Annotated in this window: 21 protein-coding genes; 6 read left to right on the plus strand and 15 right to left on the minus strand. The window is 45.0% G+C overall.

Annotated elements, in window-relative coordinates; all coding sequences use genetic code 11:
- Positions 1-48: 48 nt before the first annotated feature.
- The 8 genes from E7Z59_RS14450 to lnt all read right to left on the minus strand — a co-directional run bounded on the left by E7Z59_RS14450 (position 49) and on the right by lnt (position 9,751).
- The gene (locus E7Z59_RS14450; protein ID WP_136337069.1) at positions 49-954 is read right to left on the minus strand and encodes a sensor histidine kinase; all 906 of its coding nucleotides are present in this window, start codon (positions 952-954) and stop codon (positions 49-51) included.
- Positions 955-1,153: 199 nt separating this feature from the next.
- Positions 1,154-4,513: a preprotein translocase subunit SecA gene (secA, locus tag E7Z59_RS14455; RefSeq protein WP_136337070.1), complete on the minus strand. Its 3,360-nt coding sequence runs from the start codon at positions 4,511-4,513 to the stop codon at positions 1,154-1,156.
- Between the two features lie 83 nt (positions 4,514-4,596).
- Positions 4,597-4,818 carry a DUF2795 domain-containing protein gene (locus E7Z59_RS14460; RefSeq protein WP_008612884.1) on the minus strand — a complete coding sequence of 74 codons (222 nt, stop codon included), beginning with the start codon at positions 4,816-4,818 and terminating at the stop codon, positions 4,597-4,599.
- Between the two features lie 156 nt (positions 4,819-4,974).
- On the minus strand, positions 4,975-5,550 hold the full coding sequence (locus E7Z59_RS14465) for a cob(I)yrinic acid a,c-diamide adenosyltransferase (protein WP_136337071.1): 576 nt from the start codon (positions 5,548-5,550) through the stop codon (positions 4,975-4,977).
- A 4-nt stretch (positions 5,551-5,554) separates the two neighbouring features.
- Entirely contained in the window at positions 5,555-5,707 is a 153-nt protein-coding gene (locus tag E7Z59_RS15340) for a hypothetical protein (RefSeq protein ID WP_168731315.1), read from the minus strand.
- A gap of 28 nt (positions 5,708-5,735) precedes the next feature.
- Positions 5,736-6,239, minus strand: coding sequence for a hypothetical protein (locus E7Z59_RS14470; RefSeq protein WP_136337072.1), 504 nt, complete (start codon positions 6,237-6,239; stop codon positions 5,736-5,738).
- A 3-nt stretch (positions 6,240-6,242) separates the two neighbouring features.
- Positions 6,243-8,111: an ABC-F family ATP-binding cassette domain-containing protein gene (locus tag E7Z59_RS14475; protein ID WP_136337073.1), complete on the minus strand. Its 1,869-nt coding sequence runs from the start codon at positions 8,109-8,111 to the stop codon at positions 6,243-6,245.
- 53 nt (positions 8,112-8,164) lie between these two features.
- On the minus strand, positions 8,165-9,751 hold the full coding sequence (gene lnt / locus E7Z59_RS14480; protein ID WP_136337074.1) for an apolipoprotein N-acyltransferase: 1,587 nt from the start codon (positions 9,749-9,751) through the stop codon (positions 8,165-8,167).
- A 147-nt stretch (positions 9,752-9,898) separates the two neighbouring features.
- Between lnt and E7Z59_RS14485 the strand changes: the two genes are divergently transcribed.
- Complete coding sequence (locus E7Z59_RS14485) at positions 9,899-10,651, plus strand: CDP-alcohol phosphatidyltransferase family protein (RefSeq protein WP_136337075.1); 753 nt, start codon at positions 9,899-9,901, stop codon at positions 10,649-10,651.
- Here the strand turns inward: E7Z59_RS14485 and lptB are convergent.
- The 4 genes from lptB to E7Z59_RS14505 form a co-directional block, all read right to left on the minus strand.
- Positions 10,648-11,388 carry an LPS export ABC transporter ATP-binding protein gene (gene lptB, locus E7Z59_RS14490; protein WP_136337185.1) on the minus strand — a complete coding sequence of 247 codons (741 nt, stop codon included), beginning with the start codon at positions 11,386-11,388 and terminating at the stop codon, positions 10,648-10,650. The genes E7Z59_RS14485 and lptB overlap by 4 nt on opposite strands.
- 85 nt (positions 11,389-11,473) lie before the next feature.
- Complete coding sequence (locus E7Z59_RS14495; protein ID WP_136337076.1) at positions 11,474-11,830, minus strand: carboxymuconolactone decarboxylase family protein; 357 nt, start codon at positions 11,828-11,830, stop codon at positions 11,474-11,476.
- Positions 11,830-12,654 (minus strand): twin-arginine translocase subunit TatC, encoded by an 825-nt coding sequence (gene tatC, locus E7Z59_RS14500; protein ID WP_136337077.1) that lies wholly within the window; start codon positions 12,652-12,654, stop codon positions 11,830-11,832. Before tatC ends, E7Z59_RS14495 begins: the two co-directional genes overlap by 1 nt.
- Positions 12,654-13,619 carry a KpsF/GutQ family sugar-phosphate isomerase gene (locus E7Z59_RS14505; RefSeq protein ID WP_242015595.1) on the minus strand — a complete coding sequence of 322 codons (966 nt, stop codon included), beginning with the start codon at positions 13,617-13,619 and terminating at the stop codon, positions 12,654-12,656. Before E7Z59_RS14505 ends, tatC begins: the two co-directional genes overlap by 1 nt.
- Positions 13,620-13,703: 84 nt before the next feature.
- Between E7Z59_RS14505 and recQ the strand changes: the two genes are divergently transcribed.
- Entirely contained in the window at positions 13,704-15,902 is a 2,199-nt protein-coding gene (gene recQ / locus E7Z59_RS14510) for a DNA helicase RecQ (RefSeq protein WP_136337078.1), read from the plus strand.
- A gap of 315 nt (positions 15,903-16,217) precedes the next feature.
- Here recQ and E7Z59_RS14515 read toward each other — a convergent pair whose 3' ends face one another.
- The 3 genes from E7Z59_RS14515 to E7Z59_RS14525 all read right to left on the minus strand — a co-directional run bounded on the left by E7Z59_RS14515 (position 16,218) and on the right by E7Z59_RS14525 (position 19,404).
- The gene (locus E7Z59_RS14515) at positions 16,218-17,336 is read right to left on the minus strand and encodes a pyridoxal phosphate-dependent aminotransferase (protein ID WP_136337079.1); all 1,119 of its coding nucleotides are present in this window, start codon (positions 17,334-17,336) and stop codon (positions 16,218-16,220) included.
- A gap of 463 nt (positions 17,337-17,799) precedes the next feature.
- Positions 17,800-18,300, minus strand: a complete 501-nt coding sequence (locus E7Z59_RS14520; RefSeq protein ID WP_136337080.1) for a GNAT family N-acetyltransferase — start codon at positions 18,298-18,300, stop codon at positions 17,800-17,802.
- A 45-nt stretch (positions 18,301-18,345) separates the two neighbouring features.
- Positions 18,346-19,404, minus strand: a complete 1,059-nt coding sequence (locus E7Z59_RS14525) for a S66 peptidase family protein (protein ID WP_136337081.1) — start codon at positions 19,402-19,404, stop codon at positions 18,346-18,348.
- A gap of 178 nt (positions 19,405-19,582) precedes the next feature.
- Here E7Z59_RS14525 and E7Z59_RS14530 point away from each other — a divergent pair, with 178 nt between their 5' ends.
- From E7Z59_RS14530 to E7Z59_RS14545, 4 genes are read left to right on the plus strand one after another with little or no spacing between them, the layout of a single operon-like run.
- Entirely contained in the window at positions 19,583-19,795 is a 213-nt protein-coding gene (locus tag E7Z59_RS14530; RefSeq protein WP_136337082.1) for a hypothetical protein, read from the plus strand.
- Positions 19,782-21,146 (plus strand): 2TM domain-containing protein, encoded by a 1,365-nt coding sequence (locus E7Z59_RS14535; protein ID WP_317130475.1) that lies wholly within the window; start codon positions 19,782-19,784, stop codon positions 21,144-21,146. The genes E7Z59_RS14530 and E7Z59_RS14535 overlap by 14 nt, the downstream gene beginning before the upstream one ends.
- On the plus strand, positions 21,143-21,454 hold the full coding sequence (locus tag E7Z59_RS14540; RefSeq protein WP_136337083.1) for a 2TM domain-containing protein: 312 nt from the start codon (positions 21,143-21,145) through the stop codon (positions 21,452-21,454). Before E7Z59_RS14535 ends, E7Z59_RS14540 begins: the two co-directional genes overlap by 4 nt.
- Positions 21,455-21,465: 11 nt before the next feature.
- On the plus strand, positions 21,466-21,792 hold the full coding sequence (locus E7Z59_RS14545; RefSeq protein ID WP_136337084.1) for a 2TM domain-containing protein: 327 nt from the start codon (positions 21,466-21,468) through the stop codon (positions 21,790-21,792).
- The last annotated feature ends 3 nt before the right edge of the window (positions 21,793-21,795 follow it).

A 21,795-nucleotide genomic window follows, 5' to 3' on the forward strand; every position in this document is an offset into this window, starting at 1 on the left:
CTATAAAAATAACGGAAATTTCCTGATTAAGGAATGGATATCATTCCATCAATCTTCCGGTTGGTTGTTGATCCTGCGCTGAGGTTCTCTGAAGTTTACCGTAAAGTGTACGCCCCCATGAGAGGTTTCTCTTGTAAGACTTCCTCTAAGCTGACGAACCAGGTTGTTAATAAGGCGAAGACCCAGAGAATTTGGTTTTTTGGCCAGGGTCGTATCATTAAATCCAATGCCGTTATCCTTGAGTTGAAGGAGGTAGTTTTCTCTGTGATCCTTGTGAAGGGTGATGGTGATCAATCCCTTTTTGTCGCCCAGGATACCATGCTTAAGGGTGTTTGTTATAAACTCATTGATCAAAAGCCCCAGGGGTACAGCCGTATCGATGCCCAGTTTGATGTCGGGCATGCTTACCTTCAGCGTAATATTGTTATTGACTCCTTTGATGGAGCGGATCAGGTGAGATGCCAATTGCTCTACATATTCCTGGTATTGTATTCTTGAAATATCATCATAGGCATACAGCATTTCATGGATCAGTGCCATGGAGATAACCCGGTACTGACTGCTTACAAGTAGTTCTTTAGTTCGATCGTCCGTGGTGTTTCGGGATTGCAAACTGAGCAAACTGGATACCGTTTGCAGGTTATTCTTTACCCGGTGATGGATCTCCTTGAGAAGGATCTCATCCTGGGTGTTTTGCTTTCTTAAATTTCGGTTGGTCTCTATAAGGAGTTGCTGACTTTTCTTTAAGCGTATATAAATGGCGGCATTAAAGAGCAGTGCCATTCCCAAAAGGGCTGTGAATATACTGATATACCAGGATGTTTGAAGGTAGTAGTAACTAAATGGACCCATAATCAGTGCTGCAACGCCCAGTATCATACTGATATTGAGATAGGGGCGTAGCTTTGCGGAGTGCAGCATAGTATCCTTTTTCGGGGCCATAGTTTCGTTCATTTTGATCGGTTCTGAGAACGGACACAGGTCTTTGGGGGGTTACCGCAGTTCCTTACAGATTGATTCAGGCGAAAGTTAAATACGGTATTAACCTTTAAAGTTGTTTTCGTGTTAAATATATTTAATTTTTTTAAAAAAGAAGCGGTGACTTCTAAGGAAGCCACCGCTTTTATCATAATAATCCGATAATTTTCTAAAATTACTTTCCGTCTACCAGTACCCACTCTCCGGAACTAAGCATCGGAAGGGCTTGTTTGAACTTTAAGGTCTTATTTTCACCACTAACTACATTCTTAATGGTAACCTTTTCATTTCTTCCGATTTTCGGTCGTTCTCTGGTGATGGTTTCTGTAACCTGGGGTCTTTGTTGAGTCTGTCCTGCCGCCCTGTTTTGAGCAGCCATTTCATCGGAATTCGGGATCTCTTCTTTAGAGGTTTTATAGCTTTCCTTGCGTTTTACCTCACGAGCCTCCTGAATATTAGAGGTATCTTCCGTTGGCAGTTCTCCTTTGAACAGGAAGGATACCACCTCACGGTTTACCTTATCGATCATGGCTTTGAACAGTTCGAAGGCTTCAAACTTATAGATCAATAGAGGATCTTTTTGTTCGTGCACAGCTAACTGAACCGACTGTTTCAACTCGTCCATTTTGCGAAGGTGTGTCTTCCAGGAGTCATCGATAATGGCCAGGGTGATATTCTTTTCAAAATCAGTCACCAGCTTTTTACCTTCAGACTCATAAGCTTCTTTCAGATCGGTAACTACTTTTAAGGTTTTTACACCGTCGGTGAAAGGCACTACAATACGCTGGAAACGATCTGACTGGTTTTCGTAAACATTCTTGATCACCGGGTAGGCAGTTTCCGCATTTCGCTTCATCTTGTCTTCGTAGTAGGTGTAGGCCGCCTTATAGATCTTTGAAGCGATCTCCATATAGGTGAAAGTCTTGAACTCTTCTTCACTGATAGGTGAGGTGATCGAGAAATGCTTGATCAGTTCGAATTCGAAGTTCTTAAAATCATTCGCCTCTTTATTGTATTCTGCGATGGCTTCGCAGGTATCAAAGATCATATTGGCAATGTCGAGCTTCAGCCTGTCTCCCTGAAGGGCGTGCTTTCTTCTTTTGTAAACAACTTCCCTTTGAGCATTCATCACATCGTCATACTCCAGGAGTCGCTTACGAATACCAAAGTTATTCTCTTCTACTTTCTTCTGGGCTCTTTCGATAGATTTGGTCATCATGCTGTGCTGTATCACCTCTCCCTCTTCAAGTCCCATACGGTCCATGATCTTGGCAACGCGGTCTGAACCGAAAAGTCGCATCAGGTTGTCTTCAAGAGATACGTAGAATTGAGAGCTTCCGGGATCTCCCTGACGCCCTGAACGTCCTCTTAACTGACGGTCAACCCTTCTTGAATCGTGACGCTCGGTACCGATAATGGCCAATCCTCCGGCATCTTTAACCTCTTTAGAAAGTTTAATGTCGGTACCACGACCAGCCATGTTGGTCGCAATAGTTACCACCCCGGGGTTACCGGCCTGGGCAACAATATCGGCCTCCTTCTTGTGCAGCTTCGCGTTCAGTACATTGTGATTGATCTTTCTGATCGAAAGCATTTTTGATAGTAATTCAGATACCTCTACCGAGGTTGTACCTACCAGTACAGGACGTCCCTGGTTAACCAGTTTTACAATGTCGTCAATAACGGCGTTGTACTTCTCTCTCTTGGTCTTGTAGATCAGGTCTTCTTTGTCAAACCTGGCAATAGGACGGTTGGTAGGAATTTCAACCACATCCAGTTCATAGATCTCCCAGAACTCACCGGCCTCAGTAATGGCTGTACCTGTCATACCCGCCAGTTTGCTGTACATGCGGAAATAATTCTGCAGGGTAATGGTAGCAAAGGTCTGGGTAGCGGCTTCGATCTTTACGTTCTCCTTGGCTTCTATAGCCTGGTGAAGTCCGTCAGAATAACGACGCCCGTCCATAATACGACCGGTTTGCTCGTCTACGATCATGACCTTGTTATCCATCACCACATATTCCACATCCTTCTCGAATAAGGTGTAGGCCTTTAAAAGCTGATTCATGGTGTGAATACGCTCACTCTTAACAGAGAAATCTTTGAAAAGGTCTTCCTTCAGTTCAGCTTCTTTCTCAGCTTCCAGTTCCTGTTTCTCTATGCGGGCGATCTCAGTACCGATATCTGGCATTACGAAGAAATCAGGATCGGTATCTCCCGATAAGTATTCGATACCTTTATCGGTCAGTTCTATCTGATTGGTTTTCTCATCAATAACAAACCAGAGGGCCTCATCAACTTTCGGCATCTCCCGGTTGTTGTCCTGCATATAGTAGTTCTCGGTTTTTTGCAGTAACTGCTTAACCCCCTCTTCGCTGAGGAATTTGATCAGCGCCTTGTTTTTCGGAAGTCCTCTGTAAACCCGCAGCAACTGGAATCCACCTTCCTTGGTATCTCCGTTCGCGATAAGCTTTTTAGCTTCAGCAAGTACTCCGGTAAGATACTGGCGCTGTTTAGAAACAATGTCGCTTACCTTAGGCTTGAGCTCGTTGAATTCGTGAAGATCACCTTTGGGAACCGGACCGGAAATGATCAGAGGGGTACGTGCATCATCCACCAGTACCGAGTCAACCTCATCAACAATAGCAAAATTGTGTTTGCGTTGTACCAGGTCTTTGGTCGTGTGGGCCATATTATCTCTCAGGTAATCGAAACCAAATTCATTGTTCGTACCATAGGTAATATCGGCCAGGTAGGCTTTGCGTCGGCTGGCAGAATTTGGCTGATGATTGTCAATACAATCAACAGACAGCCCGTGAAACTCAAATATAGGGGCCATCCATGCGCTGTCTCGTCTGGCCAGGTAGTCGTTTACGGTAACCAGGTGAACCCCGTTCCCGGTAAGGGCATTGAGGTATACAGGCAGGGTAGCCACGAGGGTTTTACCTTCCCCGGTCTGCATCTCTGCGATCTTCCCCTGGTGCATGGTGATCCCCCCGATGAGCTGTACATCATAATGGATCATATCCCAGGTGACCTCCTTGCCGGCAGCATCCCAGGAGTTATTCCAAACCGCCTGATCGTCTTCCAGGTTTACGTATTCCTTAATGCCTGACAGCTCCCTGTCAAAAGAGGAGGCTGTTACCATTAGGGTAGGGTTGCTGGCAAAACGTTTGGCTGTTTCTTTTACCACGGCAAAGGCCTCGGGGAGAATCTCATCAAGGATCTTTTCAGAAGCCTGGTAAGCCTGCTCTTCCAGGCGGTCGATCTCATTGTAGATGCCTTCGTTCTTGTCGATATCCACAGAAGATTCTGCCTCTTCTTTTAATTTGCTGATCTCGCGGTCAAGGTCTGCTCTGGCCGCTTTTATTTTGTCTTTAAATTCCTGTGTTTTGTTTCTGAGCTCGTCGTGAGAAAGCTTTTCCAAGCCGGCTTCAAAGGTTTTGATCTTTTCCACCAGCGGCATAATTGCCTTTACATCCTTCTTCGCTTTGTCTCCTACAAAGAGCTTAATAACGGAATTAAGTAAACTCATACTTTATATCTTGTTAGGCCCCAAAATTAAACAAAAAAAAAGCCTCGAAAGAGACTTTTAACTTTATAATATTAAGGCATTTGTTAATATTCATCCTCGTTCCAGAGGTAATCTTCTTCGGTTGGGTAATCCGGCCAGATCTCCTCAATTGACTCGTACATATCTCCTTCATCTTCCATTGCCTGTAGGTTTTCAACAACCTCAAGTGGGGCTCCGGTTCGAATAGCATAATCAATTAACTCGTCTTTTGTTGCTGGCCAGGGAGCATCGTCTAAATAAGATGCCAATTCTAATGTCCAATACATATGCTATTTGGTTTAATGATTTTGTGCAAAAATAAATTTTTAAGTTAAATAGCCAAGTAAATTTTATGTTATTTACCAATTATTTCTAAGAACGTAAAAAATGGCAACTTTTAGCTGTAAAATCCCAAGTTTCACGAAGTTAAAATCTTTATAGTATTAAGATTTTTTCTCCGGTATCCAGGCAACCTCCTCTGCGTTGTGTGCTAAGGTCAACTTTCGTGCCAATACAAAAAGGAAGTCAGATAGCCGATTCAGGTAGCGGATAACCACCTCTTCAAAGGGTTCATTTTCATAGAGATGGGTGGCTCTTCGCTCAGCCCTGCGACATACGGTACGTGCCAGGTGACAATATGACACGATAGGGTGTCCTCCGGGAAGAATAAAATGTGTCATGACCGGTAATTCAGCATCCATCTTATCGATGGCTTTTTCGAGGAAAGTGATGTCTTCGTTAGAGATGCGCTCTATGTTCAATCGATCTTTCCCGCTTTTCAGGGTTGCTTTTTCCGGTGGAGTGGCTAATATGGCACCTATGGTAAATAGTTTGTTTTGTACTTCGATCAGAATATCCTTGGTTTCACGGTCAATATCCTGATCTCTCAGGAGTCCTATCCATGAGTTCAACTCATCTACTGTTCCGTAGCTTTCAATACGTATATGGTGCTTGGGTACCCGGTCGCCACCGAAAAGCGCAGTGGTGCCTGTGTCTCCCGTTTTGGTGTAGATCTTCATTTTTTCAGCAATTTTTATTTTTCTTCTTTTCCTTGTAGCTGGCTCCGAAATCCCGATGTCTGCGGTTGCGATTACGCTTCATATGGCTTCGGTTATTCAGCAGAACTGCTACAAAAAGCGTGGCTAAAATAACGATCCAGATCAGGAATTCATTCATTTGTGATGGTTTTTTTGAAAATAAGGATTTACAAGCGGATGGTGAAATTTTCTTTGACTTGTTCCTTCCTTTTTAATGCATAGCCAATATGGTAGCAATCAATGGTGAGATGTACTTCCGGGTGTGTGGTAAGTGCTCTCCAAAATGAGGGTACGCCAGTTTTCCGAATAAGTACGAGCGTGTCATTATCAAGTATGCGGACTAATGCCTCCGGTTGAGGGGGAGGGGCACCTTTAGTCAGGTCTATGAATACAAGCCTGTTGGTTTGTTCAGGGGCTTTGGCTGTTATTCCCGGAAGAATGATCTGGGGACAACGATCACCATACAGGTGATATAAACTTCGGTTGAGCGCCTTGAGATCCTTTCTCTTAAGGTCGTTCAGGGTTTTTAGTTCTTTTAATACAGGGTGAACATCCTGTTCCTGTTTTCCGTACATGGCCTGTGTAACCCATTGAAACACGAAGGGGGAGTGCACTCCGTGTTGGTTGGTTGATCTGTACAGGTATTTCAGGTATTCCAGGGTTTTGTACATAGCCTAACCTTCTCCTTCCATCTTCATGGATAGTTCGAACCAGCGTTCCGTTTTTTCATCGATCTGATCCATGATCTCCTGAAGCAAAATAGATTGCTTGTCAATTTGGTCGCCTTCCAGCTCTCCCGTAGCGAAAATCGCTTCAGCTTCCTTTTTTTCCCGTTCCAGTTTCTTGATATCGCGTTCCAACTTTTTATACTCTTTCTGTTCGTTATAGGAGAGGGTACTGTTGGCGTCTTTTTTCCAATTCTTTTTGCTCGCAGGGATTTCCTTAGACTCTGAACTTACGGGGGCGCTGCTCTCATAGGCCCGATAATCGGAATAATTTCCCGGAAAGTCTTCTATGATTCCCTGTCCTCTGAAAACAAAGAGATGATCAACGATCTTGTCCATAAAGTATCTGTCGTGAGAGACTACGATCAGGCACCCCGGAAAGTCCATCAGAAAGCTTTCGAGAACGTTGAGTGTAATAATATCAAGGTCATTGGTAGGCTCATCAAGGATCAGGAAATTCGGATTTTGAATGAGTACCGTACAGAGGTAGAGTCGCTTTTGTTCTCCCCCGGATAGCTTTTCCACATAGTCGTACTGCTTTTTACGGTCAAATAAAAAGCGTTCAAGAAGTTGGGCGGCTGAGATCTGCCGGCCTTTGGTGAGTGGAATGTAATCGCCGAACTCTCTGATCACATCGATCACCTTTTGTTCGGGTTTTACCCGGATCCCTGATTGGGTGTAATACCCAAATTTAACGGTGTCTCCAATAATGACCTTTCCGGAATCGGGTAAAAGGTTCCCGGTAAGAATATTGAGAAATGACGATTTCCCTGTACCATTCTTGCCTATAATTCCAATGCGTTCTCCTTTCTTAAAGGTATATTCAAATTTGTCCAGGATCTTCTTTTCTCCAAAGGCTTTCCCGACATTGTGAAACTCAACGATCTTGCTGCCCAGGCGCTCCATGTTGATCTCCAGCTGTACCTGGTGGTCTTTTCGTCTTTGATGTGCCTTATCTTTGATCGTGTAAAAATCATCAATTCGTGACTTCGACTTGGTTGTACGGGCCTTGGGTTGCCTTCGCATCCAATCCAGTTCTTTGCTGTAGAGGTTTTTGGCTTTTTCCACCGAGGCTTTTTCAGCCTGAATACGGGCTTCTTTTTTCTCCAGGTAGTAACGGTAATTGCCTTTGTATTGATAGATCTGGCCATTTTCCAGTTCCAGGATCTCGTTGCAGACACGCTCCAGGAAATACCGGTCGTGGGTCACCATGAACAAGGTGATGTTCTCTCGTGCAAAATAAGCTTCCAGCCATTCGATCATCTCAAGATCTAAATGGTTGGTGGGCTCATCCATGATCAAAAGGTCAGGGGTGTTCAAGAGGATCCTGGCCAGGGCCAGGCGTTTCTTTTGTCCCCCGGAAAGCTTTCCTACTTTCACATCCAGCTGATCGAGCTTAAACAGGAAGAGCATTTGCTTATACTGGGTTTCAAAGTCCCAGGCATTCAGGGCTTCCATCTTTTCAAAGGCCTTTTGATAACTGTCCTGGTCTTCAGGGTGCAGTAAGGCTTGCTCGTATTCATGGATGACTTTGAGGGTTTCATTTTCTGAGGTAAAAATGGTTTCCTCTACGGTAATGGTCGGGTCTAATTCGGGCTCCTGTGGCAGAAAGGCGATATTTAAGCCGTTTCTTGAAACAACCTGTCCGCTATCGGGCTCTTCCTGACCGGTAATAATGTTTAACAGGGAGGTTTTACCCGTTCCGTTCTTGGCAATGAATGCAATTTTTTGATCCTTGTTGATTCCAAAAGAAATATCTGTAAAAAGGACCCGTTCTCCGTATGATCTGGCAATATTCTCTACCGAAAGATAATTCAAGCGCTGCTGTTTTTCTGCAAAAATAAATTAAAAAGGGGGTATTACGCCTATGGTTACCCTTTTTTGCGGGCTATGGCAAACAAGAGAATAAAACCGGAAAGCAGGGTGGCAATACGAGCTATAAAATCACCATACCGGGTATAGAAGGTTTTTTTATTATTGATGCTTATTTCGCCTTTGAGTATTCCTTTGGTACCATAGTCGAGGGTTTTTAGAAGCTCTCCCTTTTCATTGATCAGGGCCGAAATACCGGTATTGGCGCTTCGAGCCACGCTTCTTCGGGTTTCAACAGCGCGTAAGCGGGCATAGCTTAAATGTTGCTGGTGTCCCTGGGTACGGTCCCACCAGGCGTCATTCGTAATGATGCTCAGGAAGTTGGCTCCGTTTTTAACATAGTCGGTGACATATTCTCCGTAAACCGATTCGTAACAAATAATTGGTGCAGCCACCATTTGACCGTTCATGGAAGAAAAAACACCGCGATCTTCCTGGGTGGCTCTTGATAAGACGGTGCCGCCAAGATCTATCATAACGTTGCCAAGGATGGGTTCCAGGGTCTCCTTAAAAGGAAAATGTTCAACCCCGACAACTAACTTTGATTTAAAATAGTTTTGTGTTTCGCCAAATTTATTCAGGTGAACTGCAGCGTTGTATACCTCGAACCAATTACCTCTTTGGGTGCGATTAGCGGTGGGAGAAGGGCGATCTCCTTCAGGGAATAACTGGTAAAAATCGGCTCCGGTAATCAGATGAAGGCTGTCGTACCTGGACAAGAAGCTCTGAAGAATATATTTTTCTCTGCTGAAATCGAATTGGTTGATGTCGCTGTTCTTGGCCAGCATGGTTTCCGGGGCAATGATATAGTCGGTAGTTGCTGTGGTAACCGGTGCCGCCATTTCAACAATGGATCGGGCTACCTCGGCATTGGGTTGATCGTATTTATCGGTATAGGGGTCGGTATTGGGTTGGATGATCACAACCTCTGCCTTTTGCTCTGCCTCCTTATAGTGGTTCCAAAGGAAAAGGGACAGGATCACCGGGATCGCTATTTTCAGGGCCTGTTTGGCAATGCCAATGGCCAATAGGGATGATCTTTTGTTTTCACGGTAGCTTACCAGGGTTTTGTAAACTCCGATATTTACCAGCCAGATCCAAAGGGCGCCGCCAAAACTTCCGGTGTATTCATACCATTGTATCCATGAGATGTGTTCAGAGAATACATTACCAAGGTTGAGCCACGGCCAGGAGAAATCCCAGTTGAGATGAAATTTTTCAAAAGCCATCCATATGGCAGGCAGGAAAACCAGGTGAATTTTTTGAGGGAGTCGCCCGGCTACGAAATGGTATAGGAGAAAAACCAGGCTCATCAGTAATGTATTCACCAAAAGGGCAAAAAACATTCCGAAAGGTGTGGAATACCAGATCCACCAGGTGGTAATGCAGTTCCATATCAGAAAGCCCAGGTAACTGTAACCGAATACCCGGAGGCCTTTTCTTTTACCGTCATCCAAGCGTATGTGGCGTTCCATCAAAAGCAAGGGAGCGAAACCTATAAAAGCCAGCAGGGCAAGTCCGTAGGTCGGCCAGGCAGCTCCAAGTAAGACTCCGGATAATACAGTGAGTAGAAGTAGTTTCCTCATAAACCTGTTTTGGAGTGCTAATATCAACAATTTCTGTGAGCTAAAGCAAGTTTGCCCCGGGATGGTTGAAAAAAGTAGTGTGCAAAATTACCTTCGTCCTATAGTAGAAAGATCATATTGATTATTTTTACCGAAACTTCCGGTTCCATGAAAAAGCATATTCCCAACCTGATCACCCTGTTAAATTTATTCAGTGGCTGTATTGCCGTGGTTCTTGCGGTTCAGAACCGCCTTGAACTCGCTGCTTTATTTGTCTTTTTAGGTATTTTTTTCGATTTCTTTGACGGGCTGGCAGCCAGAACACTTAAGGTGCAGAGTGAAATCGGGCTGCAGCTGGATTCTCTTGCCGACATGGTGACCAGTGGGGTGGTGCCCGGAATTGTAATGTACCAGATGTTCGTACGTTGCCGTGGTGGGTTCGTGCACAGCTGGGAAGGTACAGAAGAAATGGTTTGGGTGGGTTCTGAGGTCATACCGCTTGCCTTTGTGGGCTTTCTTATAACCCTGTCTTCGGCCTACCGACTGGCAAAGTTTAATGTGGATGATGATCAGAAAACTTCTTTCAAGGGGTTGCCCACGCCGGCAAATGCCTTGTTCATCCTTTCTTTACCCTTAATTACCCGTTATCAGGAAAATCTTCTGATCGATAATTGGCTGCTCAATCCATGGGTGTTGTTAGGAATTACCCTGGTAAGTACCTATATGCTCAACGCACCGGTTAGACTGTTCGCCTTAAAGTTTAAAACCTGGGGAATGAAGGGAAATGGAATGCGGTATACCTTTTTATTACTTTCGGTGGTCATGATCGCAACGATGAAGTTTCTCGCGATTCCAATGATCATCATCATGTATGTGCTGTTGTCGCTTCTCGACAACATGATGCATAAGGAGACTGTTTAAAACTCCAATTTTTTCTTTCGCAGTTCGAAGTTTTGTCCAAGGTATACTTTTCGTACCATTTCATCGGCGGCAAGATCTTCCGGAATGCCCGACTTGAGGATGTTACCTTCAAACATCAGGTAGGAGCGCTCGGTAATGGCCAGGGTTTCCTGAACGTTGTGATCGGTGATCAGAATTCCGATATTCTTATTTTTTAACTGGGCTACGATACGCTGAATGTCTTCCACTGCTACGGGGTCTACCCCTGCAAAGGGTTCATCAAGAAGGATGAATTTGGGGTCGGTGGCCAGGGCTCTGGCGATCTCTGTACGTCGCCTTTCTCCCCCCGAAAGCAGGTCACCTCGGTTCTTGCGAATATGGCCGATATTGAATTCGTCCAGCAAGGCTTCTACCTTCATTTCCTGTTCTTTGGAAGAGAGTTTGGTGAGTTGCAATACACTTCTGATGTTATCTTCAACACTGAGTTTTCTGAAAACAGAAGCTTCCTGGGCTAAATACCCGATCCCGTTCTGAGCTCTTTTATACATAGGGAATTGCGTGATCTCCATATTGTCGAGAAAGATCTTTCCCCCATTGGGTTTGATCAGTCCTACGATCATATAGAATGAAGTCGTTTTACCGGCTCCGTTAGGCCCGAGTAATCCAACGATCTCTCCGCGGTTTACCTCCAGGGAGATCCCTTTTACCACTTTCCGTCCTTTGTAGGACTTCATGATATTTTCAGCTCTTAACTTCACGTCTTTGGGTTTTAGCATGCCCGGGGTTTACCCTGAGGCATTCAAATTTAACCAAATCCCCGGGAAGGGGTGGGGCTTTTAAGATTTAATTATCGTTGGCCATTTCCTCCAGTGCATCCCAGTATTCATAGGCCCTTCTCAGGTGAGGGATCATGATGGTACCTCCGATGAGGTTGGCTATGGCAAGGGCTTCCTCTACCTCTTTCCAGCTGTAACCTATTTTATGACAGGCTTCCAGATGATACTTTACGCAGTCATCACAGCGCAATACAGCTGAAGCAACGAGTCCGAGTAATTCTTTGGTCCTTTTATCAAGAGCACCGTCTGAAAAGGCGTTGGTATCGAGATTAAAAATACGTTTGGTGATCTTATTGTTCCCTGATAGGATCCTCTCGTTCATTTTTGAACGGTAGGCGTTGAATTCTTCTACCTGATTTGACATTACTTTGCTTTTCTAAGTTTTTTTTCTTCATTTTTTACAACCACCCTTGATATATGGATGCTTATCTCATAGAGCACCAAAACAGGGATGGAAACCACGATCTGGCTCGCTACATCGGGCGGAGTAATGATGGCCGATAAGATGAGAACCAGTACCAGGGCAAATTTCCTGTAAGTTTTTAAAAATTCAGGAGTAACCAGACCAACTTTGGTCAGGAAATATATAATAATGGGTAATTCGAAGATGAGTCCGCATGCGATCACAGCAGCTCTGACAATACCGATATAGGAGGCCAGATCAATGTCGTTAAAAACCTCTTCACTCACCCGGTAGTTGGCCAGGAAGTTAATAGAAAGGGGTGATACGACATAGTACCCGAACAGAACCCCTGAAAAGAACAACAGGGAAGCGATCAGGATAAAGCCCCTTGCATTTCTTCTTTCGTTGTCATAAAGTCCGGGGCTGATGAATTTCCACATTTCGTAGAGTACATATGGGAAGGCTATAATGAAACCTGCCCAAATAGAGGTCCAGATGTGGGCCGAGAACTGTCCGGCCATTTGCCGGCTCTGAATACGGAATTGCGGCCCCTCACAGAAGGATTCATCCAACCCCAGGGTCTGGGCGATATTGCAGAACAGACGGTAGGTTGGAAAATCGGCCTTTTTAGGTCCGAAAAGAATGGTGTCAAAAATAAAGTCTTTGGCGAGAAAGGCTACAAAGGCAACGATCACAACAGCCAGGGTAGATCGTATCAGGTGCCATCTCAATTCTTCCAGGTGGTCTAAAAAAGACATTTCCTGGTTGGTGCTGTTCGCTGTCATTAAATAATTCCTTCTTTTATTAGATCGTGAAGATGAATGACTCCTGCGTATTTGCCCTCCTCGTGCACCAGCAACTGAGAAATTTCGTTGGCTTCCATGATCTCCAGGGCGTCTACGGCCATCATGCTGCTCTCTACCGATTTCGGTGCGTGAGTCATAATGTCGGCAGCTTTGAGTCCGTTTATGTTATCGTGTTTATTTAACATTCTTCTGATGTCACCATCGGTAATGATACCTACCACCTTTTCATTTTCCACCACGGCAGCAACTCCCAGCATTTTCTCCGAGATCTCTACGATCACTTTTCGTACGTCGGTGTCTTTGGTTACCTGGGGTTTTTGGTTTACAGAAGAAATGTCTTCTACCCTGAGGTAGAGTTTTTTTCCTAAGGCTCCTCCGGGGTGGTATTTGGCAAAATCCTTACTACTGAACCCTTTCATGTTCAACAGGCATATTGACAAGGCATCACCGATGACCAATTGGGCGGTGGTGCTGGTAGTAGGAGCAAGGTTGTTAGGGCAGGCCTCCTTTTCTACGTAGGCATTAAGGACAAAATCGGCCTGTTGCCCCAAAAATGATGATTTATTGGCGGTAATGGCGATCAATTTGTTGGGCCCGTTCTTGATCAACGGTACCAATACCTTTATCTCCGGGGTGTTCCCGCTTTTGGAGATACAGATCACTACATCGTCATTTAAGATGGTTCCCAGGTCACCGTGAATTGCGTCTGCGGCATGCATGAAAATAGCCGGAGTACCGGTAGAGTTCAGGGTGGCTACGATCTTGGTGGCTATGATGGCGCTTTTTCCAATACCGGTAATGATCACCCTGCCTTTAGAGTTGTAGATCGCCTCAACAGCGCTGGCAAATTCGTCATCGATAAATGAGGAAAGTTCCATAATTGCCTTTCCTTCGGTTTCGATCGCCGTTTTGGCATCGCTTATGATAGCACTTTTGTCGATCAAGATTTTATTTTTTTAAAAATTCGAAAAGAAAAAGATTGCTTATCTTTAGTAGTGCAAATGTAAATAAAATAGTAAAACGGAAGGATGAGTACAGCTGAAATTGACTTGAACGCTGCGCTGAAGAAGTACTTTGGATTTAGTCAGTTTAAGGGACTGCAAGAGGATGTCATAAGAAACGTTGTTAATAATCAAAATACATTTGTGATTATGCCCACCGGTGGTGGGAAATCGCTTTGTTATCAACTTCCCGCCCTGGTTCATGAGGGCACAGCCATCGTTATATCACCGCTAATTGCTTTAATGAAGAATCAGGTAGATGCCATAAGAGGTATTTCTGCCAATGAAGGGATCGCCCATGTATTGAACTCTTCCCTGAATAAGAGCGAGGTCAAAAGGGTGATGGATGATATCACTTCAGGGACGACCAAACTGCTTTATGTGGCCCCTGAATCATTAACCAAAGATGAATATGTTGAATTTTTCAGAACGGTAAAGATCTCCTTCGTAGCCGTTGATGAGGCACACTGTATCTCTGAATGGGGGCATGATTTCAGGCCGGAATACCGCAATATCAGAACTATTATTCAGCGTCTGGGTGATGATATCCCTATCGTGGCGCTTACAGCAACGGCAACCCCGAAGGTGCAGGAAGATATAATGAAGAACCTGGGTATGACCGATGCCAAGGTGTTTAAAGCGTCTTTTAACCGGCCAAACCTCTATTACGAGGTGCGCCCGAAAACTAAAAACGTAGATGCTGATATTATCCGCTTTGTAAAACAGCGGGAAGGCAAATCAGGTATCATTTACTGCCTGAGTAGAAAAAGGGTGGAAGAACTCGCCCAAACCTTGCAGGTAAACGGACTAAAGGCGGTTCCTTATCACGCGGGTCTCGATGCCAAAACAAGGGCTAAGCACCAGGATATGTTTCTGATGGAAGAGATCGATGTGGTGGTGGCAACCATTGCTTTCGGGATGGGGATCGATAAGCCTGATGTGCGCTTTGTCATTCACCATGATATTCCTAAAAGTATAGAAAGTTATTACCAGGAAACCGGAAGGGCCGGTCGCGATGGAGGAGAAGGCCATTGCCTGGCATTCTATTCCTATAAGGATATTGAAAAGCTTGAGAAGTTTATGAGCGGCAAGCCTGTGGCTGAGCAGGAGATCGGCCATGCCCTGCTACAGGATATGGTGGCCTATGCCGAGACCTCCATGTCAAGACGAAAATTTATTCTCCACTATTTCGGGGAGGAATTTGATGAGGTAAACGGAGAGGGAGCCGACCTTGATGATAACGTTCGGAACCCCAAGAAGAAGCACGAGGCCAAGGACGATGTGGTCAAAATTCTCAAGGTGATCAAGGAGACTAAAGAGAAATACAAGGCTAAGGAGGTGGTCAATACCCTGATAGGGAAAACCAATGCCCTGATGAAATCGCATAAGACAGAAGAACGTGAGGTGTTTGGTATCGGGAAAGACCAGGAGGATAAATATTGGAAGGCCCTGATCAGGCAGATCCTGGTGAGCGGACTCATTAAAAAAGAGATAGAGCAATACGGGGTACTGCGGCTTACCAAGGCCGGAAAAGCCTTTAAGAAATCACCGGAATCATTTATGATGACCGAAGATCACAGTTATGAACATCTTGGGGATGAAGGGGTGGTTACTGCCAAGCAAGGCGGAGGGAGTGCCGATGCGCAACTGCTTAAAATGCTTAAAGACCTTCGGAAATCACAGGCCAGGAAGCTGGAGGTGCCGCCGTTCGTTGTTTTCCAGGACCCGTCTCTGGAAGATATGGCCCTGAAGTACCCGGTTACTATGGAGGAACTCAATGCCATTCACGGGGTAGGAGAAGGAAAGGCTAAAAAATACGGCAAGCCGTTTATACATCTAATCGCTCAATACGTGGAAGATAATGACATTCAGCGCCCTGATGATATGGTGGTGAAGTCTACCGGTGCCAACTCGGCCCTGAAACTGTATGTGATCCAGAATATTGACAGAAAATTACCCCTTGATGACATTGCTTCTGCCAAAGGCCTGCAGATGGATGACCTGATCAAAGAAATGGAGCAGATCGTTTATATGGGTACCAAGCTCAACATCAGTTATTGGATAGATGAGCTGTTTGATGAAGACCAACAGGAAGAATTGCATGAGTATTTTCTGGAGGCAGAAAACGATAAGATCTCCTCAGCCATGGAAGAATTTGATGGCGACTACGAGGAGGATGAATTGCGATTGTATCGCATCAAATTCATCAGTGAAGTAGCTAATTAACCAACCAACTTTATATATATTGTTGAAATGAAAGGAAGGCGTTTATAGCCTTCCTTTTTTTATGGTCAGGATCATTCCCCTTTTATTTAAGTTATTATTATCGAATAATAGCGGTATTGAAATCTGAGTGCTAATCTTCAGCCTTGTTCAAGTTTTGAGCAGATCGCCACGGTCACATTGCTCCCTCGCGAAGGCGAAGAGCCATAATCTGTATTTAGCAACTCGCTTGCCAAGCCGAAGGCATGGTCCCTGAAACTGAAACTCGTCCCTCAAACTCGTCCCTCAAACTCGTCCCTCAAACTCGAACTGTTCCCTCTACACATAGATCTCCTTTAATCCGTCACAAAACCTTTGCACTTCTTCCAGGGTTCCAGTACTTATGCGGCACCAATCTGTAAAAGGAGGGAAGGGACGTCCTATTTGAACCCCTTTGTCGAGCATGGCTTTGTGCAATTCACGGATCGGTTTTCCGGAATGGAAGAATACAAAATTCGTATGTGAAGGTGCGTATTCTAGCCCCAGGGAATCGAGGGTGTTGCAGATCATTTGTTTGGCCTCCTTATTCTTTTTAAGGCTGAAATTGTAAAACTCTTTATCGTCCAGGGCTGCCTTGGCGCCTTGAATAGCGGGTACGTTGCTGTAGGCCATGACCCGGCTTCTTATCTTTTCAGCCAGTTTCGGGGTGGTTACCAGGTAGCCGATGCGCAAGCCTGCCATGCCGTACACCTTGGAAAAGGTTCTCGAGACTACCACGTTTTTACCCTCGTGTACCATGCTGACAAGAGAAGGGTATTTGGGGTCTTCTATAAAGTCATAATAGGCCTCATCACTGAATAAGACCGTTTTTTTAGCAATAGCCTCACTGTATTCCAGTAATACATCTTTAGGCAGGAGGGTAGAGGTGGGGTTGTTAGGATTGCAAAGAAAAACCAGGCCTGTCTTGCTGCTGATGGCATCGTTGATGGCCGGCATATCGTACTGCATCTCCTCATTAACGGGTATCCATTTTACCTTGGCGCCCCATTGGGAGGCATAGGTCATCATGGCGAGAAACGTAGGCTTCCCGGCAATGATCTCTCCGCCGTTTGCTGCAAAGGTGATCCCGCAGGCCTTCAGCGCTTCGGTAGACCCTCCGGTAATGATGATCTGCTCTCTGGTAACTCCTTCCTTCTTAGCCAGCATCTCCGCCAGTTCATCGGCATAGCTGTATGGATAGCGACAAGCAATATCAAACGAGCTTTTGATGGCTTCTCTCACCTGTTCAGAAGGTCCGTATGGATTTTCATTCGAACTGAGTTTAATGACCTTTTCAAGGGGTCGAGGGTTAAACTTTTTGCGCTCCTCCGGGGTGAGGGCATAGAGGGAAGGTATGCCTCCAAGAAGGGCCATCCCTCCTCCTAGGGCAGAATTGCGAATCCAGTCTCTTCTGTTCATAATTTTAAGGTATTTGTGGTTGGAACCTTTCGAAGGTACAAAATTTAGTGGGATGTGGGGAGAGAGGGATGTGGGTAGGTAGGTAGACGGGTAGATGGGTAGACGGGTAAGCTAGTGGAATCTATTCGTCTTCGCGAGACGGCCAAATGGCCGGCGTGGCGATCTCCCGGTTATACCTCCATGCATATTTTTGGTCTTCCATCACCAAAGCCAATTTTAAAAACGTTTTTACCCTCCCCTTTTGTAAGGGGAGGTGGTTTTGTATAGCAAAACCGGAGGGGTCTAAGAAGGTGTGGCTGAAGGCAGGGGTGGTTTTTCATGAAGGAAATATACGCCTTGTTGAAAATTTCAGGAGATCGCCACAACCTGCTCTGCAGGTCTCGCGAAGACGATAACATTCATATTCTCGCATAACCGCATAACCGCATAACCGCATAACCGCATAACCGCATAACCGCAAACTCTAATTAGAGATCTGGTAATACCGGTCAATGCAATCCTCTTCATCATTGTAGAATTCTTTGATGAAACGGAAGGTCGAATCCAGGATCTTTACCGAGGCTACATTATTCTTATTCACGTAGGCCACGATCTTACTCAGTTTCATTTCTTCAAAACCATATCGTATCAGACCGTTGGTGATCTCTTTGCCAAAACCTTTTTGCCACTCTTCCTTCAATAAGCGGAACCCGATCTCGTATTCCTGCTGCTCATTCTTTACCAGGGCACAGGTGCCTATGAACCGATGGTCTTCAACGCCGGCAATAGCCCAAACCCAAAAATCGTTTCCGGCTTTTTTGTAAAACTGCATCACCCGCTCGAGGTCTTTGGTGTTCTCTTCCAGGGTATAGGTCTTGCCTCCCACGTATCGCATGACCGCATGATCATTTTGCATACGATGAAACAGAGGAAGATCGCTCTTCTTCAGTTCACGTGCATACAATCTTTCGGTTTTGAATAACATGTTTTAAAGTTAAAATAATTTCCTGTTCCCGCAATTAATTGTGGGCTATATGACGCTGCTTGTCAGTATTTTAACAGTTATCTCCCCGGTGTTAACTTCAACAGGTACTCCAATGGGTAAGGTGGCGTTCTCATCAATGTGACCGATCGGGTAGCCATAGGCAACCGGCATATCAAGATCACCCAGCAGATCTGTAAGTACCTCTTTTAAGGTGAAGGATTCGGGGTTACGTGCCTTGTTACACCCGGCAAAGATGCCTAGGATCACTGCACTGGCCTTAGTAAAGGTGGCCGATTGCAATAGCTGGGTGAGCATGCGGTCTACCCGGTAAGGTTCTTCCTCGATCTCTTCAATGAATACGATCTTGTCTGTATAATCCGGTTCATAAGGCGTACCGGTCATGGCCGCGAGTAATGATAAATTACCACCTGCCAGAATACCCTGGGCAATGCCCGGATTAAGGGTGTAAGGTTCATACTCAACAGGGTGCTTCTCCTCTTCTTCCTGGTATGGAAAAGGGCTTAGGGTGATGGATGCAGCCCCTTCAGTGATGACTTTTCGAAAATATTCCCGATTGTATTCTGTGTCCAGGGTGGTACCTACAGGGGCGTGAAAGCATACCAGTCCTGTTCTTTTGTTCATTTCATTGAGCAGGGCGGTTACATCGCTAAAACCTGCAAATACTTTGGGATTTCTTTTGATCAGATCCCAGTTGATATGTGGTAATAACCTGGTACAGCCATATCCGCCGCGCACGCATAAGATCCCGTCTACGTTTTCATTCTCGAACATATGGTGAAGATCGGCCAGGCGTTCTTCATCGGTATTACTCAGGTAACCGTGGTTGCCAAGTATCCTGTCTGTATGATAGGGGGTGTACCCAAGGTCTTTTACATACCCCAGCGCTTCTTCCAGTTTTTCCGGAGATACGGCATACCCCGGCGCAATAATTCCGAGAGTGCTTCCCGGTTTTAATCGCCTTCCCATGGCTAAATGTACAGGAGCAAGATCAAAAGAGGTAGATCTTCCTAAAAGGGTGCTGGCCGGTAAAAGGGTGGCGGCGGGAAGGGTGATTCCGGTTTTTATGAAGTTTCTTCTTTTCATGGTTGTTCAGGTTCTGTGGGGTTAATTGATGATTGCTTACGCATGAATTTTTTAAATCAAGGCTGAAAATAAGGAAGTTTTTCAATTCATCCATTAAAAACTACAATTCGGTCAACCTTCTTTTAATAAATGAACCCATAGGGGCATCTTTGAGGTGTCAATCAATAAAAGAACAGTTATGTTACGCTTGATCGGGTACCTTGCCATCACGCTTTTGAACCAACTCGGGTTTCTCTCTTCAGAAAGTACGAAGTCTCCCGTGTCTGATTGTGCGGCTGTTGTCTGCGTTTCCGGCAGTGCTGAACACAATGGTATTATAAATGAATCGGGTTGTTTATTGAAGGAAAATTCGGAAATTACCCGGGAATGTAAATATTATGATGTCTACTAAGCGCTTTCTAAAAGAATTCGGAAGAGCCTTTCTCATAGGGGTGTTGATCTTTGTTTTTATACAGGTTTTAAACCTGGTCTATTCGGAGGAATACACCATTAGGTTTAACAGAGATCTCCTGGTCTGGTTCGCAACCACCCAACTGTATTCCCTGCTTATCTATATGGGGAATATGATGGTTATCCGTTTTTTTCTTCGAAAATACGGGGGGCGGATCTTTCAGGGAAAACATTTGGTTCAGGCCATATTGAGCAGTATCGTGGTTACGCTGATCACCATATTTATAGCAAACCTGATCATGAAAACAGGGGTGCAGGGTATGAGCCTGGAGGAGTTCATCGCTTCGGAGCGCATAAAGAATTACCGGAATACCCTGATATTATCACTATTCATTACAAGCATATTTTACCTGATATATTATTACAAAACGAAAAAGGATGTACAGGTAACACGGCAGCAGGTCATTGCCGGTACGGCGACCGCTCAATTCGATGCCTTGAAGAATCAGCTGGACCCTCACTTTCTGTTTAACAGTCTGAATGTACTGAGCAGCCTTATAGAAGAAAATCCGGATGCGGCCCAGAACTTTACCACGGCCCTGTCAAAGATCTACAGGTATGTTCTGGAGCAGAAGAATAAGGAGTTGGTTTCTCTTGATGAAGAACTGCAATTTGCACGCACTTATATTAAGTTGTTAAAAATGCGGTTCGAACACAGTATTCATTTCGAGGTGCCGGAGCATGCTTCAGACCCTGAATATAAGGTAGTGCCCTTATCGCTTCAATTGCTGCTGGAGAATGCGGTAAAGCACAACCGGGTAGACCCTGAATCGCCTTTGGTGATTCGTATAACGGAAAAGGACGGGGTGTTGGAGGTACGGAACAATCTTCAACCTAAACAGGTGTTGAAAAAGGGAAGTGGGGTTGGATTAAAAAATATTGCCAACCGCTATGCCCTGCTTACCAAAAAACAAATGAAAACATTGAAGACAGCAGAGGAGTTTATTGTTCAGATTCCGCTTTTGTCAAAAAAAGTATCGAACGTGGAAATACAAAAAGAACATATTGAAGACAAGCGATACCAACGGGCTAAAGAACGTGTGGAGGCGCTGAAAGGATTTTACGGCAACCTGATAGCTTTTTGCATTGTTATTCCGGCCCTGGGCTGGGTGAACTACAGAACCACAGATTTTCCGTGGATCTTTTTTCCGATCCTTGGATGGGGATTCGGGTTGATCATGCATGGCATGGAAGCCTATGGATACAACCCCCTGTGGGGCAAGCGCTGGGAAGAGCGTAAGATCAGGGAGTTTATGGAAGAAGAACAAAAGAATAAAAACCTATACCAATGAAAGATCTGAATCAAGAAGAACGATATCAGCGGGCCAGAGACCGTGTCTATGAACTAAAAAAATTCTACGGGAATCTCACCTCCTATATATTTGTGGTGATCCTATTGGCATCGATAAATTATTTTACCAACGGATTCAGTTATCCGTGGTTTCTGTGGGTCGCCGGATTTTGGGGGCTCGGATTAGCGTTTCATGCCCTGAGGGTTTTAGGGGGTAACTTTTTCTTTGGAAGAGATTGGGAAGAGCGTAAGATCAAGCAATTTATGGAGGAAGAAGAACGTTCCGGTCGTAATCGCGGTTGGGAATAATAATAAAGGCTATGAATCACAATACAGGACCATCGCAGAGATCGCCTTATCAGAAGGCCAAACAAAGGGTCGATGAACTCAAAGGGTTCTATTGGCACCTGGCCATATATATCATTGTTCATGCTTTCCTGGTCTTGAATTTTATTCTCGGATGGGCCTGGAATGAAGGGTTTGGTATATGGACGGTGGGTTTGAGTTTATTTGGCTGGGGCATTGGCCTGGCCTTTCACGCCTTTCAGGTATTCGGCATGAGCCGGATATTCGGGAAAAACTGGGAGGAACGTAAGATAAGGGAGTATATGGAGCAGGAAGAAAAGGACAAACAGAACTATGTGTAAACC

The organism is Robertkochia marina (assembly GCF_004799345.1).
Lineage (GTDB): Bacteria > Bacteroidota > Bacteroidia > Flavobacteriales > Flavobacteriaceae > Robertkochia > Robertkochia marina.

Excerpts from the sequence above, each read along its gene's own strand:
- E7Z59_RS14450 (WP_136337069.1), bottom strand. The coding sequence starts at position 954 with ATGAACGAAACTATGGCCCCGAAAAAGGATACTATGCTGCACTCCGCA.
- secA (WP_136337070.1), bottom strand. The coding sequence starts at position 4,513 with ATGAGTTTACTTAATTCCGTTATTAAGCTCTTTGTAGGAGACAAAGCG.
- E7Z59_RS14460 (WP_008612884.1), bottom strand. The coding sequence starts at position 4,818 with ATGTATTGGACATTAGAATTGGCATCTTATTTAGACGATGCTCCCTGG.
- E7Z59_RS14465 (WP_136337071.1), bottom strand. The coding sequence starts at position 5,550 with ATGAAGATCTACACCAAAACGGGAGACACAGGCACCACTGCGCTTTTC.
- E7Z59_RS15340 (WP_168731315.1), bottom strand. The coding sequence starts at position 5,707 with ATGAATGAATTCCTGATCTGGATCGTTATTTTAGCCACGCTTTTTGTA.
- E7Z59_RS14470 (WP_136337072.1), bottom strand. The coding sequence starts at position 6,239 with ATGTACAAAACCCTGGAATACCTGAAATACCTGTACAGATCAACCAAC.
- lnt (WP_136337074.1), bottom strand. The coding sequence starts at position 9,751 with ATGAGGAAACTACTTCTACTCACTGTATTATCCGGAGTCTTACTTGGA.
- E7Z59_RS14485 (WP_136337075.1), top strand. The coding sequence starts at position 9,899 with ATGAAAAAGCATATTCCCAACCTGATCACCCTGTTAAATTTATTCAGT.
- E7Z59_RS14495 (WP_136337076.1), bottom strand. The coding sequence starts at position 11,830 with ATGTCAAATCAGGTAGAAGAATTCAACGCCTACCGTTCAAAAATGAAC.
- tatC (WP_136337077.1), bottom strand. The coding sequence starts at position 12,654 with ATGACAGCGAACAGCACCAACCAGGAAATGTCTTTTTTAGACCACCTG.
- recQ (WP_136337078.1), top strand. The coding sequence starts at position 13,704 with ATGAGTACAGCTGAAATTGACTTGAACGCTGCGCTGAAGAAGTACTTT.
- E7Z59_RS14515 (WP_136337079.1), bottom strand. The coding sequence starts at position 17,336 with ATGAACAGAAGAGACTGGATTCGCAATTCTGCCCTAGGAGGAGGGATG.
- E7Z59_RS14520 (WP_136337080.1), bottom strand. The coding sequence starts at position 18,300 with ATGTTATTCAAAACCGAAAGATTGTATGCACGTGAACTGAAGAAGAGC.
- E7Z59_RS14525 (WP_136337081.1), bottom strand. The coding sequence starts at position 19,404 with ATGAAAAGAAGAAACTTCATAAAAACCGGAATCACCCTTCCCGCCGCC.
- E7Z59_RS14530 (WP_136337082.1), top strand. The coding sequence starts at position 19,583 with ATGTTACGCTTGATCGGGTACCTTGCCATCACGCTTTTGAACCAACTC.
- E7Z59_RS14535 (WP_317130475.1), top strand. The coding sequence starts at position 19,782 with ATGATGTCTACTAAGCGCTTTCTAAAAGAATTCGGAAGAGCCTTTCTC.
- E7Z59_RS14540 (WP_136337083.1), top strand. The coding sequence starts at position 21,143 with ATGAAAGATCTGAATCAAGAAGAACGATATCAGCGGGCCAGAGACCGT.
- E7Z59_RS14545 (WP_136337084.1), top strand. The coding sequence starts at position 21,466 with ATGAATCACAATACAGGACCATCGCAGAGATCGCCTTATCAGAAGGCC.